Source organism: Ruegeria sp. CG3 (assembly GCF_056537205.1).
Window position 1 is genome coordinate 1,463,028 of sequence record NZ_JBQFRC010000001.1, and the last position, 13,552, is coordinate 1,476,579.

At 54.5% G+C, this 13,552-nt stretch carries 15 protein-coding genes; 5 read left to right on the forward strand and 10 right to left on the reverse strand.

The annotated features are described in order from the left end of the window. Positions 1 to 11: 11 nt before the first annotated feature. Positions 12 to 653: a TetR family transcriptional regulator C-terminal domain-containing protein gene (locus ACR0NB_RS07240; protein ID WP_480775293.1), complete on the forward strand. Its 642-nt coding sequence runs from the start codon at positions 12 to 14 to the stop codon at positions 651 to 653. A gap of 655 nt (positions 654 to 1,308) precedes the next feature. On the opposite strand, the gene ACR0NB_RS07245 is transcribed toward ACR0NB_RS07240, so the two are convergent. From ACR0NB_RS07245 to ACR0NB_RS07290, 10 genes are read right to left on the reverse strand one after another with little or no spacing between them, the layout of a single operon-like run. Next, entirely contained in the window at positions 1,309 to 2,439 is a 1,131-nt protein-coding gene (locus tag ACR0NB_RS07245; protein WP_480775294.1) for a cytochrome-c peroxidase, read from the reverse strand. Then, entirely contained in the window at positions 2,436 to 2,813 is a 378-nt protein-coding gene (locus ACR0NB_RS07250; protein WP_480775295.1) for a hypothetical protein, read from the reverse strand. The genes ACR0NB_RS07245 and ACR0NB_RS07250 overlap by 4 nt, the downstream gene beginning before the upstream one ends. Continuing rightward, positions 2,810 to 3,595: an amidohydrolase family protein gene (locus ACR0NB_RS07255; protein ID WP_480775296.1), complete on the reverse strand. Its 786-nt coding sequence runs from the start codon at positions 3,593 to 3,595 to the stop codon at positions 2,810 to 2,812. Before ACR0NB_RS07255 ends, ACR0NB_RS07250 begins: the two co-directional genes overlap by 4 nt. Before the next feature lie 42 nt (positions 3,596 to 3,637). Then, positions 3,638 to 4,504: a dioxygenase family protein gene (locus tag ACR0NB_RS07260; RefSeq protein WP_480775297.1), complete on the reverse strand. Its 867-nt coding sequence runs from the start codon at positions 4,502 to 4,504 to the stop codon at positions 3,638 to 3,640. A 10-nt stretch (positions 4,505 to 4,514) separates the two neighbouring features. Further along, positions 4,515 to 5,819, reverse strand: coding sequence for a TRAP transporter large permease (locus tag ACR0NB_RS07265; protein WP_170339327.1), 1,305 nt, complete (start codon positions 5,817 to 5,819; stop codon positions 4,515 to 4,517). Then, positions 5,816 to 6,367 carry a TRAP transporter small permease subunit gene (locus ACR0NB_RS07270; RefSeq protein WP_093961651.1) on the reverse strand — a complete coding sequence of 184 codons (552 nt, stop codon included), beginning with the start codon at positions 6,365 to 6,367 and terminating at the stop codon, positions 5,816 to 5,818. Before ACR0NB_RS07270 ends, ACR0NB_RS07265 begins: the two co-directional genes overlap by 4 nt. Positions 6,368 to 6,397: 30 nt before the next feature. Further along, on the reverse strand, positions 6,398 to 7,471 hold the full coding sequence (locus ACR0NB_RS07275; protein WP_222458263.1) for a C4-dicarboxylate TRAP transporter substrate-binding protein: 1,074 nt from the start codon (positions 7,469 to 7,471) through the stop codon (positions 6,398 to 6,400). 34 nt (positions 7,472 to 7,505) lie between these two features. Continuing rightward, a complete protein-coding gene (locus tag ACR0NB_RS07280) occupies positions 7,506 to 7,961 on the reverse strand; it encodes an OsmC family protein (RefSeq protein WP_480775298.1) in 456 nt (151 codons plus the stop codon). Between the two features lie 18 nt (positions 7,962 to 7,979). Further along, a complete protein-coding gene (locus tag ACR0NB_RS07285) occupies positions 7,980 to 8,645 on the reverse strand; it encodes a malonic semialdehyde reductase (protein WP_480775299.1) in 666 nt (221 codons plus the stop codon). Beyond that, the gene (locus ACR0NB_RS07290) at positions 8,642 to 9,574 is read right to left on the reverse strand and encodes a fumarylacetoacetate hydrolase family protein (protein ID WP_480775300.1); all 933 of its coding nucleotides are present in this window, start codon (positions 9,572 to 9,574) and stop codon (positions 8,642 to 8,644) included. Before ACR0NB_RS07290 ends, ACR0NB_RS07285 begins: the two co-directional genes overlap by 4 nt. Before the next feature lie 36 nt (positions 9,575 to 9,610). Here ACR0NB_RS07290 and ACR0NB_RS07295 point away from each other — a divergent pair, with 36 nt between their 5' ends. From ACR0NB_RS07295 to ACR0NB_RS07310, 4 genes are read left to right on the forward strand one after another with little or no spacing between them, the layout of a single operon-like run. Next, positions 9,611 to 9,997 (forward strand): YciI family protein, encoded by a 387-nt coding sequence (locus ACR0NB_RS07295; protein WP_480775301.1) that lies wholly within the window; start codon positions 9,611 to 9,613, stop codon positions 9,995 to 9,997. A 42-nt stretch (positions 9,998 to 10,039) separates the two neighbouring features. Continuing rightward, positions 10,040 to 10,705 carry a GntR family transcriptional regulator gene (locus tag ACR0NB_RS07300; protein ID WP_480775302.1) on the forward strand — a complete coding sequence of 222 codons (666 nt, stop codon included), beginning with the start codon at positions 10,040 to 10,042 and terminating at the stop codon, positions 10,703 to 10,705. A gap of 1 nt (position 10,706) precedes the next feature. Next, a complete protein-coding gene (locus ACR0NB_RS07305) occupies positions 10,707 to 12,005 on the forward strand; it encodes a malonyl-CoA decarboxylase (RefSeq protein ID WP_170454736.1) in 1,299 nt (432 codons plus the stop codon). Further along, positions 12,002 to 13,525 carry a malonate--CoA ligase gene (locus ACR0NB_RS07310; RefSeq protein ID WP_480775303.1) on the forward strand — a complete coding sequence of 508 codons (1,524 nt, stop codon included), beginning with the start codon at positions 12,002 to 12,004 and terminating at the stop codon, positions 13,523 to 13,525. Before ACR0NB_RS07305 ends, ACR0NB_RS07310 begins: the two co-directional genes overlap by 4 nt. Positions 13,526 to 13,552 lie beyond the last annotated feature (27 nt).

The window sequence follows — 13,552 nt, forward strand, 5'->3', positions numbered from 1 at the left end:
CGCCTAATCATATGACCGGAAGACGACAAGAAATACGCGAACGAAATCGCCTTTCTCTGATCGAGGCCGTACTCGACTCGGTGGCAGAGAAAGGGATTTCCGAGACCTCAGTCAGCGAAATCATCCAACGCGCCAATCTGTCCCGCGGCATGATTCATCTTCATTTTGGTGGTAAGGACAACTTGGTCGACGAAGCCGCCCGCTATTCATCCGAACAATACTACAATGGCATTTATGAGTTGTTGGAAACGACCGGACAAACCGGGCAGGAACATATTGAGATGATTGTTCGGGGCGACTTGAGTGAGACCATTCTCAACAAGAAAAACGTCTCCATTTGGTACGCATTTCGAGGCGAGGCCCGAAACAGAGCAGCAATCGCTGCGTTTTCAGATACCCGCGACGCCAAGCTTCGGAACTTGGTTTTCAACGCTTTCGCTCGAATTGCAAAAGAAACTGACACGGACCACCCTAATCAGGTTGCCAGGGACGCCACGCACGGCACACTCGCAATGCTCGAAGGCATGTGGACTGATTACCTACTCCACCCGGATTCATTTGACCGCGACGAAGCAATGAGAATTGTTTTCCGATTTCTGCGTGCAATGTTCCCAAAGCACTTTGACCTGAATGGCGCAGTGTTGTCTGAGTAGAGATCGCGAAAGGTTTCCTGTCTGGCCAGCGCCCAGATGGACGATCCTATCTTTCAGTCAACATCGTGGAAGCAGAGTTCATACTAAATAAATTCAATTGAACAGGATGCATGGAGGTGTAGGCGGATGAGCACCGGTCTCCACATTGTCCGTGGCACTGCCCTTTTTTGGCCATGCAACGTTGAGGCCGCTCGGCGAGAGCGGCCTTGCGGATACGCTTGAAATTCACTCGTGTGTAGAGATGACGCTCCTGCTTGAAATTGCTGCAGAGTGATGAATGGACGGCGAAGGATTTAGGTAAACACTGCACGCTTCGGATAAACGGCCGCAGGTCTCCATATCGCGCTTTCTCTGATCAAGGTAGAGCGGCACAGCCCACGGTACCACCCACAGAAACCCGTGGCGAAAAAATCAGTGGAGAAAGGCGGGAGTGAGTGGCGGCGCTGTCAGGCGCATTCGAACCAGTCTCAGTTTACTTCGGCAACCACGAACCTATCCGGAACAAGGTTGACTCTCCTCGCTTGAACCAGCGGGGCGGATTGGCCTGAAGGTGACCGGGATGGGCCAATGGCCACACCCTCTGACCTGGAGATGAGGTCAGCCAAATTCGGCGTGCCACATAACTCAGGCGGCGCTTTGGCCGAATTGGAGTATCTTAAGGCCATGTAACGCCGGACAGAGTCTCCAAAAACATAACGAGATCAGCGATCTCCTGCTCGGACAAGCTCAGTTCTGAGAGTATGGCTTCACCGTCGGCATGCAGCCTTTCGCTATCAAGCTCGCTGTAGTGCCGGACCACCGCGTCCAAGTCGATCAAACTGCCGTCGTGCATATAGGGCGGAGTTTCAGCCACACCCCGCAAACTTGGCGTTCGAAAGGTCCCAAAATCAGAATGACGCCTATGCACACTGCGAACGGCCCACGCACCTTGCCTGGCGGGATCGTCGTTCCATTCCCCGTCCAGTGTGTAGTCGCTTGAAAATAGGAAGTTCAACCCGCCGAACCGTCCTTCATCGACTTCGGTTTCGCTTAGGAAGTAAGGCACACCGGCGTCGTGAAATTCATTGTTGGAAAATGCCGGGCCATTGTGGCAAAGGGCACATTTCCCGCGCCCCAGAAAGAGCTTTAGACCTCTCTGAGCAACTTCGGGATAGTTCGCAGCCGCCAACAGATCGCCGCGTTCCAGCGCATCGCGGAAACTGTCAAATTGGGTCCGCTCGGTTCTAAGCGTCTCCAGATAGGCTGATAAAGACTTGGCAGTGTTGACCAGCACCAAATCCGGGTCTTGATCTCGGATATTGCCAAAAATGGACTCAAAATCAGCAGCATAAGAACTCTCGGAGATTGCCGCCTTTAGACTTTCGCTGCTATGAGCCATCTCTTGTTCTTCGATGATCGGATGCAGACTTGCTGCCCAGAGACTATCGCTCTTGCCGCCCCAACCGTACCAGCGCAGACCCGCGAGGTTTCTCAGGGATGGGGTGTTCCGATCCAACCTGACACGGCCGAGCGCCCGCGCCTCGGATGTTGCAAATGCCTGTTCGGGGTCGTGGCAACTCGCGCAAGAAAAAGCGCCGTCTACCGACAGCACCGGATCGTTGAACAAAGCCGCGCCGAGCGAAATAGCTCTTGCGTCACCTGAAACGCGGTTGCTGGGGTCTGGCTGGTATGTTGGCGGCCACGGCCCGAAGGAAAGCGTTTGCTGTATTTCCTCTTCGGACAATAGAATTTCTGAGTGTACCGCAACCGGAAGCGTCAATAGCGCGGTTAAAGCCCAGAACTTCATTTGAGCGAAATCTCTGACGTGTAGGACAGCGATCGCCCTCCGATATGAACGTCAGCCTGCAACTCCCAGAGTCCCGGCATGTGAAACAGCAAGTCATCGACCCGGAACATTCCATCGCCCAATGCCGAAACTTCGGGAACGTAATTCAAACCGTGCTGATGAGCGGGCATGATTGCATCAACACGAACATCATGTGCTGTTGTTTCACTGCAGACTGAAATCAGAACGGAAAACGGTTGGGCCAACGGAATTTCGCTGACACCCAAATAAACCGCAGGCGCATCAGGGGCTTCCGACCCCATGCGTCGCCCCACAGCGTCACAAGCAATTGCTGCGCCCGGCGAAGCAAGAAGCCAGGCAACCCAACGGATCATTCTGATGCCAGCAAACGTTCAGCGTTGGCATAGGCGATGTTGTCTGCGATCCGATCCGGCAGCAGATCCAGCCATTCACGCGAAAAATCTGCGTGCGGGCCAACATAGTACCAACGTTCCGGAGCAAATGTGTCCGTCCCAACCATGAACCGTTCGGGATGCGCCTCGAACGCGGCCTTCCAATCCGGATCTAAACGGCCGCGTGAAACCATATCCGACCGAAAAGCCAAGTCCGCCCAAAGCCTCGGATAGGTATCCAAGGCGTCAGACACACTGGCCGGGTCGTCAAAGCCAGAATGCGCCCACAAAACCCGCGCCTCTGGCCAAGTCTCGAAGATCAGGTCAACTGCCTCGCGATCACCGTGGTGGTGTAGAATGAGGTTCCGCTCTTTGGCCAGTGCAATCATACGCTGGATGACCGGCGTTTTGATATCGTTGCCGTAAGCGTGAAACTCGCCGATAGCTTCGTAGTCGTTTTTGGCCAGGTTTTCCTCCAGATAGGCAATTACAGTTTCATCGTGCATCCAGGTATTGATTTCACCGCGACGACGGTACGGGCGCAACGCTGGAACGACGATGTCCGGTGCCGCGTCCAACAACAGCTGAGTGCCATTGTCGTCTGAGCTGGAAACTAGCGCTTTCCGCACGCCCGCATCCCGAAGGATTTTAGCCACCTGTTCTGGTGGCACCAGTTCGACGGCGTCGTGGCTGTAATGAATATGCGCGTCGAAGATGGGGCGCTCTTGTGCGATGGCGGCACTGCAAAACAGGGCAGCGCCCAAAATGAAGATACGTTTCAGCACCTCAAGCCTCCTATCTATCAATCAGTCCTTGGCAAGCGTCACGTCGAAATTCACATGCAAGAAAGGTTCAGTGATCTTACCAGAAAGTTCCATGCCATCAGGAAATTCAGAAGCTGGGCGTTCATCATATGTCATCACCAGATCGGCGCGCACGCCAAACACCGTGTCTTCATCCAGATAGGGATCATCGTCGGGAAATATCTCGGTCACCAAAGTGCGATAACCGGGAGCTTTCACGATGTAATGCAGGTGCGACGGTCGCCAGGGATGGCGACCACATGCTCGCAGAATGTCTCCGACTGGCCCATCAGATGGCACCGTATATTCAACTGGTTTGACTGTGGTGAAAGCGTAACGGCCATCTGAGCCGACCGTCATCAGACCATGGAATGAAAAGGTGTCTTGCTCTTCGTCTTGGCTTGCGTAAAGGCCGTTTGGCGCCGTTTGCCAGATATCCAGCTCTGCACCGGCAATCGGGTTGCCTTCGGTATCCCGGATTACGCCTTCAGCAAGAAGGACCGGCCCGCCGTAGTGACGTTTCATATCGCCACCGATCGGCAGCGGGGGTGCGCCAGAGACGTGAAACGGCCCCAACACAGACGAACTGGTCGCGTCAGGGCTGGAATGCAGCATGTCAACCAATGACGACAGGCCCAACACGTCCGAGGCGAGCACAAATTCATGCCTATCCTCGGTTTCCACCGCGGCGCAGCCTTCCAGAAACGCAATCCCGGCCCGCCACTCGTTATGCGTCAGGTTGGTTTCCCGGGCGAAATCGTGCAGGTGTTTAACCAGGGAGCCCATGATTTCGCGCATCCGTGGATCGGAGTCTTTGGACAGGTACCCCATGAAGACGTCAGTGATATTGTCTTTGGTGACAGAGCGCATCTTGGCCTCCTTAAATCAGGGCAAGGCTGAGGATCGGGAACTCGATCAGAATGAACAGAACGATCAGCATTACGAACGCAAATGGAAGTGCGCCCATGAACACGTCTTTGAGTGATATGCGGTCATCGTTGATCGTGGATTTGATAACGAAGCAGGATATGCCCAAAGGCGGTGTCAAAAGCCCGATTTCGGCTCCGACCACGGTGATAATGCCGAACCAGATCAGCGACATATCCAGCGCCTCGGCCATGGGCAGGAACAACGGAACAACGATTAGAATGATCGACGCCGTGTCGAGCAATGTTCCCAGAAACAGCATCAACAGAACATAGAGCAGCATGATCGACCAAAAGGACGCGGAATTCCCCGCGAGCAGATCCTGCAACTGATTTGGCAACCCCGCCAGTCCCAGCATTCGGCTATATATTGAAGCCGCCGTAATCAGGAACAGGATCGCCGCCGTGATGTGCCCGGTTTCCAGCAACGCGTCCCAGAAAGCGCGTGGAGACATCGATTTGCGGGCAACCGCGATGATTAGCGCAACGAAAGCTCCGGCGGCCCCTGCTTCTACTGCCGTCAACCAACCCGTGTAGATACCACCAAGCACGATGGTAATGATGAACAGTGTCGGCAGTGTCTTGGAGGCGATCTCGCGTCCTGACATCCACTCGGTGTCTTCAACAACACGACCACCGACGAAAGCTGGGGTGAAGCGCCCCATGACCCAAATCGCACCGACATAAGCGATTGCCAGCATAATCCCCGGAATTACCCCCGCCAGGAACATGTCCCCAACGGATTGTTCGGCGACGAAGGAATAGATGATCAACATTGCCGACGGCGGGATGATCATCCCCAGGACCGAAGACCCGGCTACAACCCCAACCGCAAAGCGCGGGTTATAAGCCTGCGCCATCATTTGCGGGACCGAGACTTTGGTGAACACTGATGCGGACGCAATGGACGACCCGGTAACGGCCGCAAACACGGCATTTGCTCCAACGGTCGCCATTCCGATACCGCCTTTGACCTTGCGAAATCGCATGGTCATGACCTCGTAAATATCCCTGCCTAGTCCCGCTTTTGAAACGATGAGCCCCATAAAGGTAAACAGCGGGATGGTCGCAAAACTATACTCCATCGCGCTATCGCCAACCGCCACTTTCAACAGGTTGAGCGCAAGCGTGAAGTTGTCCCGCATCAGCCAGATCGACACGAACGAGACCACGCCCAGAGCGATAGGAATGTAAACGCCCGCGTAAATCAGAAAGACGATGGCGATGACCGAGATCAGGCCAATCTCGATCGGAGTCATTTTGCGGCCTCGTCATGCTCTGGGGTGCGGACAAGTTGTGGGCGGTCCTGCGCCGTGACGACCTTGAGCAGGAAGATCACGCAGGCAAGCGCAGTACCGCACGCGATGACCAGTTTGACCGGCCACCAAGGCAATGTGAAAAGACCTGGTACTCCGAAGTAGTCCTGTGTCTCCCACATAAGAAGAAATTCCGGGAAGGTTACATAAGCGATCAGGGCCATGAAGATTGCGGAAATCGCGTTGATGATGCGCCTGAGATTGGCTGTCAGACCGGGGCGACGATGGTGTAGCAGGTTCAAAAACCCGTCCGAGCGCGTCAATCGATCCACTCTGACCACATCGGCCAGCTGCAGGAACACGATCATCACGACCGAGAATTGCACCATCTCATAGGTTCCGCGCAGCGGGGCCGAAAACAGACCCCGTGCAATGACGTCAACATTCAGAATGACCACCAGCGCAAGGACGACGAGCGTACCCAATGCGTTGGCGGCGATTGCAAGCGAATTGGCGACCCGCGACAAGCCAGCAACTGCGGTCTTCAGCATGAGAGGCCCCTTTCGTGGATCGCCAACTGGTTATTTGGCCGTCCAGTCACGAACTCCGGTGAAACCGGCGTCCTGCAGCTTGCCGAGGTAAGCGGCCAAAATCGCGTCGCCTTGTTCTCCGTTTTCATTCAAGGTGGCTGCCCACTCCTGTGCAACATTTGGCATAGCGTTGGCCCAAGCCGCTCGTTCTTCGTCCGAAACTTCGACAATCGTTCCGCCGGCTTCGGTATAGGCATCCCTTGAGGCCGCAGCGCGGTCCATAGCGATACCGGCCACATGATCACGGTAGTCGATGGCGACGGCCTTAAGAACGTCTTTGACTTCGTCCGGCAACTTTGCCCAATAGTCAGAATTCACAGTTATTGTCTTGGAATTCACCGCACCCAAGTCAGCTTTGAGCATGTAAGGAGCTACTTCGGCGATCTTGAATGTTTTGGCAGCCTCGGGCCAAAGCATCGCACAATCGACTAGGCCAGTTTGAAGCATATTGTAGAAATCGGTCAGGCCGCCACGGACCCCGGCCGCGTCTTTGATGCCTTCAAGATATCTGAGGTTCAGTCCAGCTCCGGCCACTTTTCGGCCTTCCAGATCTGAAACAGCCGAAACCGGCTCTGTACAGAAAACCTGATAGGTATCGAGCACGACACCAGTTGCCAGGTAAACCTGGTTCTGCGCGGCAAACTCATTTTGCATCGCCGGGAATTCACGCGCGATTTCATCCACGGCTTTGGCCACAGCACGGGCGTCGGATGCAACGAAGGGCGTCGAACCCGAGATACCCTGACTAGGTAGCTTTGAAGAATGGAAGATCGTTGTGACGATCCCAATATCTCCAAGGCCAAGTTGGACACCTTCCAAAACACCCTTCGGCTTGACGATCGAACCGCCATAGTTCTCTTGCCAGCTCATCTTGTAGTTACCGGACTCAGCCAGCCGCTTGTCCACTTCTGGAATGAAGAAATTGGTGAATTCCTTCACCCAAAGGGCCCGATCTGGGTACCCATCAATCACAACGGCTGAAATGGTCTCTTCCGCCATAGCAGGCATCGCCATGACGCTTGCCACAGCAGCCGCAACAAGGCTGCGTTTGGTCCAGTTTTTCATTGCTTTCCTCCCAGAAAGTCGGGTCTGTTGACTTTTAGCTGCTTGTTTTGACCCAGTTGACGGTCAGGTCAGTGCCTGCCGCTTCGAACAGCTTTGCGATGGCACAGTATTTGGCCGTTTCCTCACCCACGCGTGTCAGCTCCTCCTGACTGGCGGGCGTTTCACAATTCACGGTGAGTTCAATTTCCGGAAACGGAACATCGATCTCTTCTTCCATTAGGACACCACGGCGATCCAACCTGCATTTCGCGTCTATCGTCACTGTGCCAAGATCAACTCCCAAACGGTGCGCATTCTTGTGCCCGATGACGTTGGTGCAGGCGATCAGCGCTGCCATTGCGGTTTCGGTCGGAGACGGGCCAAGATTTGTTCCGCCCCGTTCGACCGGTTCGTCTACGACAACCTCCAAATCACGAATGGGAATCTCGGTCCGCGCGTGCGTCGGGCATCGAGCTGTCGTGCGGTACGTGACGACAGGTTTCACTTTCATGGCCACTGGGTCACCTCCTCATGCATAAGAGCAAACCTTTTCGAATGGGAAGCGAGGCAGCTTGTGAAACAGTCCCGTTTCATCTGCGTAGCCCAGATTGCACAAAAAGTTCGACTTGAGCGTTGTTCCTGCAAAGAACTCCTCGTCGACGATCTTGTTCGAAAAGCCGGACATCGCGCCGACATCCAACCCGACAGCTCGGGCGGCGATCATGAAATAAGCGCCCTGAAGCGTTCCGTTGCGAAAAGCTGTATCGGCCACATATTCGGGATTGTTCTCAAACAATGGCCGTCGGTCTTCGTGCGGGAAAAGAAAAGGCAATTCCCTCCAGAAGTCCATGTCATAGGCAACGATCGCCGTGACCGGCGCATCCATCATTTTTGGCACGTTCTTCGGCTTCAACGACTTGGCAAGCCGCTCTTTTCCTTCGGCACTTTTCACGAAAACGAAGCGGGCGGGCAGCGTATTCATGCTGGTCGCGCCGTTGATCGTGATGTCGTAAATCTCTTCGAGCAGATCGTCAGAAACCGGCTGGTCGGTCCAGGCATAGTGAGACCTGGACTCGCGAAGGATCAAGGCGATTGCATCGTCGGACAACCGCGGAATGCGCTGGCGCAGATCACGATGATCTTGCTGCGCCTTGGCGCGCAGTGCTTCCAGCTCTGCCCCGGTTGGTGCGGTCATGCTGCGGCGACCTTTGACTTGGCGTCTTTTTCGTCAATCACTGGGCTGGCGCAAACTCCAATGCCTTCAATCTCGACCTCGACGGTTTCGCCGGGTTTCAACCAACGGGGATTGGGCTTTTTGGCGTGCCCCACACCAGGTGGCGTGCCCAGAGCAATCAGATCCCCCGGCTCCAAAGTGGTATATTCCGAGATCGTCGCAATTACCTGCCGGACACCCCAGATCATATTGGCCGTGTTCGAGCTTTGCAGGATTTCATCGCCCACACGGCTTTCGATTTTCAGACCTGATGCCCCTTCGGGCAACTCATCTGGCGTCACGGTGAAAGGACCGATCGCGCCCGTATCATCAAAGTTTTTGCCGGGCGTCCACTGAACGGTTTTGCGCTGATAGTCCCGCAGTGAACCATCGTTGAATACAGTGTAGCCAAAGACATAATCCAGCGCGTCCTGCTCCGAGATATGGCGGCCGCGTTTTCCAACGATCAGCATAAGCTCGGCTTCGTAGTCGAGTTTTTCCGAACACGCAGGCCGCACCATAGGCTGGCCCGCCGCCATGATCGAATTCTTACCGCGCATGAACAGCGTTGGATATTCGGGGATGTCGTAGCCGCCCTCTTTGATGTGATCCGTATAGTTCAAACCCATGCAAATGATCGTGCCGGGTGACGCCACGGGCAACGCCGGTGTGACTGAGGATAAAGGCACAGTTTCTGCCGAGGTGATTTTTTCCGCCAGCGAGTCGGCCAGACCTGGCTTGCCAATCAGACCCATCAAATCGGAACCGACGGCAGGGTCCAAAGCCGTTAGATTCACTGCGTTTTCACCGTTCACGGCAAAAACCGCTGTGCCTTCCGAAGTCTCTCCCACCAGGTATTTCATTGTCACCTTCCATGTTAGCTTGCTTGATTTTTGCCGACTATTTTGCAATATGTCAAATAATATCGATTTTTTTGGAGGCCGCGAATGGTTGCTTGGGCAGACTACAAATCAGAAGCAAAAAGCCGCGGTGCACTTGCGTTGGAGCTTTACGTCGCGCTGAGCACGCCAGCCAAAGCGCCCGAAGATGTAAATGCTTCATTGCCAGATCACCTGGCGTATCAGGCGCAGCTTGAACATTCGGGGCAACTGGCTTTTGCAGGCCCCATGTCGGATGAAACCGGCGAGCATATGCAGGGGATTGGCCTCATCATCTATAGGGCCGACAGCCTTGAGTCCGCCCGGAAGCTGGCCGAAGACGATCCCATGCACAAAAGTGGGGCACGTAGCTTTGTACTTCGGCGCTGGTTGATCAACGAAGGCTCACTGAGCCTTTCAGTTGGTCTATCGACTGGAACGAGTGCCCTCAGTTAAGAGCACTCAAGAGTATTTGCCGCGAAATAGGAACCGTCGGATATGGACGCCATGCTTGATACTGAGGGCAAAGAGACATCCGCCACTCATGGTGCGTATCGAAAGCTGCGCGAAATGATCCTGACAGGCGAGCTGCCGCCCGGCCAAAAGCTCAAGATTGAACAGCTCCGCGGGATGCTGGAGACCGGCGCAAGCCCGGTTCGCGAAGCACTAAGCCTTTTGACATCGGATATGTTGGTGGAACGTATTGATCAGCGCGGTTTCAGGGCGGCACCAGTTAGCAAATGCAACTTCGAGGAAATCCTTATGTTGCGATGCAATCTTGAAGAAACCGCGTTGCGCAAGTCCATCGCCAATGCAAACTCAGCCTGGGAAGACAGGCTTGTTTTGCGGCACCACCATATGAAAAAGGCGAGCCAAAAAGGGGCACTCTACTTTGAAGACGCACACAAGGCGTTTCACATGGCCTTGTTGGACAATGCGAAGCTTCCTTTACTCTTGCGGTATTGCTCGCAGCTCTACGACCTGAACATCCGCTATCGATATCTGGCGGCTGGCGGGTCGAGTTACAAAAAACGTGATATCAACGCAGAACATCAGGAAATACTGGACGCAGCACTGGATCGCGATGCAGAAAGCGCAACGCGGCATTTGATCGATCATTACCGTCGAACTGGTGAGTATCTGAGCAGTCAGATGGATTCGTGAAATGCAGCGGAACTGGTTTCTGGGCGATTTGCTTAATCAGCTGTTCGACCGCCCCGGCAAAAAGCGGGGCAAGGATGACAAGCGATCCATCTCGGAGCTATGTGAAGCACTCTTGTCTGCGGAAGGTGAAGTATCAGGTTTCGCACTCGCATCAACGATACTGGATCGATACCAGACCTTGGACGACCCGGAAAAACTGGACTTCTTCGCTTATTTGAATGATCAGCTTGAGTTAGACGCGGATCAACTGTCTGAGACGGCGCGTCGTTATGCCGAGTGTAGAAGTGTCGATCTGTACAAAAGGCTTAGCGAGGCGGCCGAACCCAAACGGCAAGAATTGCTGCGCCGTCTGAATCAACCCTCCGGCGCGACGCAAGAGCTTGTGGCAATGCGCGTTGACCTGTTGCGTTTTCTCAAATCCAACCCCGAACTCAAGCGCACAGATGTAGATTTCGTGCATTTACTGCGAAGCTGGTTCAACCGGGGTTTTCTGGTCCTCAAACAAATCAGTTGGGATACACCAGCCCGCGTTCTGGACAAGATCGTCGCGTATGAGGCCGTCCATCAGATTCATGATCTGGACGACTTGCGGCGCCGGCTTTTCCCGCCCGACCGTCGCTGTTTTGCATTTTTTCATCCCTCAATGCCGGATGAACCGCTGATTTTTGTCGAAGTTGCTTTGACGACTGAAATTCCGAACGCGATTGATGTGCTTTTGTCCGAAGTTCGAGAACCGATCGAACCAGAACAGGCCAAAATCGCCGCATTCTACTCAATTTCAAACTGCCAAAGGGGGCTAACGGGAATCAGCTTTGGAAACCTGCTGATCAAACAGGTTGTGACCGAACTTTCGCGAGAGCTTCCGGGCCTCGACACATTTGTGACCTTGTCTCCGATACCCGGTATGAACCGGTGGTTAGCTGGCGAAACAGGACATTCCGAGCATGGCCATGCTGCCGAAGCCGTAATTGCGGGAACAGCCCCTCCGCAGGACGTGAGGGCGATGGCCGCCCGATACCTGTTACACGCCAAGCGCGAAGATGGGATGCCGCTGGACCCAGTGGCCCGCTTTCATCTGGGCAATGGAGCCGAGCTTCACGAACTGCATGCCGGGGCCGATCCGTCACAGAACGGACGATCCCAATCCGGCGGCGCAATGGTCAATTACCTCTACGACTTAAAAAAGACTGAACGTCACCACGAAGAATTTGTGACGCACGCCACAATCGAAACCTCGCGTTCCGTGCGCGCGGCTTCAACCGCAGTACTTGCGCCCAGACCAGAGGAAAATCCAGCGTGACTAACACACTTTATGACAGCTTGTTTGCCCACCACGCGGGAAACGAGGCTCCGTTCCTGCTACTCGATGACGGAAAAGTAGTGTCATATGACGCGTTTCTGAAACGCGCTGCGCAGATCGCGCATGTTTTGCAGAAAAGTGGAGTTTCTCCTGGCGACCGCATCGTTGTGCAGGCCCCAAAGTTGGCCGATACGGTTGCACTCTATGCTGCTTCAGTTCAGGCAGGTGCTGTCTATTTGCCGCTAAACACTGCTTACACAATGGCAGAATTGGACTACTTCGCATCTGACGCCCAGCCTGCGGTGATCGTCTGCGACGACAACGACGAAGCTGAGATCAAAACACTGGCGGATCGGTATGGCGCAAGGCTGATTACCCTTGGCGGTGAAATATCAAGCTTAAGCCGCCAAGCTGACGCGCAGCCCCGCGAGTTTGAAACCGTTGATCGCGCCCCGGACGACCTTGCGGCTTTGCTTTATACGTCGGGAACCACGGGTCGCTCTAAGGGCGCAATGTTGAGCCACCAGAACCTTTTGACCAATGCACAAGCTCTCGCGGATTTGTGGGGTATGACAAACAACGATCGCTTGGTTCACGCGCTGCCGATCTTTCACACGCACGGGCTTTTCGTGGCGATGAACACGTCACTAGTCGCCGGGTCCGAGGTTCGGCTGATGGAAAAATTCGACATTGGAATGATCTTGGAGGAATTACCGCATTCAACCCTTCTAATGGGCGTCCCAACTTTCTACACTCGATTGCTGGCAGATGACGGTTTCACCAAAGAGACGGCGGCGAACATGCGGTTGTTCGTGTCGGGCTCTGCCCCATTGCTGGCCGAAACCCATCAGGCGTTCGAAGCGCGCACAGGCCACCGCATCCTGGAGCGCTACGGTATGACCGAGACAAACATGAACACCTCGAACCCTTATACTGGCGAACGTCGCGCAGGAACTGTTGGCATGGCATTGCCCGGCATCGAGGTGATCGTCACTGATCCTGAAACCGGTGAGCAACTGCCCAGAGGGGCGGTTGGAATGATCGAGATACGCGGCCCTAATGTTTTCCAAGGCTATTGGCAGATGCCCGAAAAAACCGCTGCAGAACTTCGCGAGAATGGGTTCTTTATCACCGGGGATCTGGGCAAATACAGCGAGGATGGCTACCTGTCGATTGTAGGTCGTTCAAAAGACCTCATCATTACTGGCGGTTACAACGTCTACCCCAAGGAAATCGAAGACGTTTTAAACGACATCGATGGCGTACTGGAGTCGGCAGTCTTTGGCGTCCCTGACAACGACTTCGGGGAAGAGATCATTGCCGCTCTGGTTGCTGAGCCAGGCGTAGAACTCGACACGGATCAGATTGCATCAATCATCAGGGAAAGGCTGTCGCGCTTCAAACATCCGCGTCGCTACGAACTCGTCCAAGAGTTGCCACGAAACACCATGGGAAAAGTCCAAAAGAACGTTCTGCGCGATCAGCACACGAAGAAGGAACCCGCTACGGCAATATCTTAGCCGACCTGCCTAGAACTTCGAACAAAC

Bases quoted from the DNA above. Each gene is read 5' to 3' on its own strand.
- ACR0NB_RS07240 (WP_480775293.1), top strand. From the start codon at position 12: ATGACCGGAAGACGACAAGAAATACGCGAACGAAATCGCCTTTCTCTG.
- ACR0NB_RS07250 (WP_480775295.1), bottom strand. From the start codon at position 2,813: ATGATCCGTTGGGTTGCCTGGCTTCTTGCTTCGCCGGGCGCAGCAATT.
- ACR0NB_RS07245 (WP_480775294.1), bottom strand. From the start codon at position 2,439: ATGAAGTTCTGGGCTTTAACCGCGCTATTGACGCTTCCGGTTGCGGTA.
- ACR0NB_RS07260 (WP_480775297.1), bottom strand. From the start codon at position 4,504: ATGCGCTCTGTCACCAAAGACAATATCACTGACGTCTTCATGGGGTAC.
- ACR0NB_RS07280 (WP_480775298.1), bottom strand. From the start codon at position 7,961: ATGAAAGTGAAACCTGTCGTCACGTACCGCACGACAGCTCGATGCCCG.
- ACR0NB_RS07300 (WP_480775302.1), top strand. From the start codon at position 10,040: ATGGACGCCATGCTTGATACTGAGGGCAAAGAGACATCCGCCACTCAT.
- ACR0NB_RS07265 (WP_170339327.1), bottom strand. From the start codon at position 5,819: ATGACTCCGATCGAGATTGGCCTGATCTCGGTCATCGCCATCGTCTTT.
- ACR0NB_RS07270 (WP_093961651.1), bottom strand. From the start codon at position 6,367: ATGCTGAAGACCGCAGTTGCTGGCTTGTCGCGGGTCGCCAATTCGCTT.
- ACR0NB_RS07305 (WP_170454736.1), top strand. From the start codon at position 10,707: ATGCAGCGGAACTGGTTTCTGGGCGATTTGCTTAATCAGCTGTTCGAC.
- ACR0NB_RS07285 (WP_480775299.1), bottom strand. From the start codon at position 8,645: ATGACCGCACCAACCGGGGCAGAGCTGGAAGCACTGCGCGCCAAGGCG.
- ACR0NB_RS07295 (WP_480775301.1), top strand. From the start codon at position 9,611: ATGGTTGCTTGGGCAGACTACAAATCAGAAGCAAAAAGCCGCGGTGCA.
- ACR0NB_RS07275 (WP_222458263.1), bottom strand. From the start codon at position 7,471: ATGAAAAACTGGACCAAACGCAGCCTTGTTGCGGCTGCTGTGGCAAGC.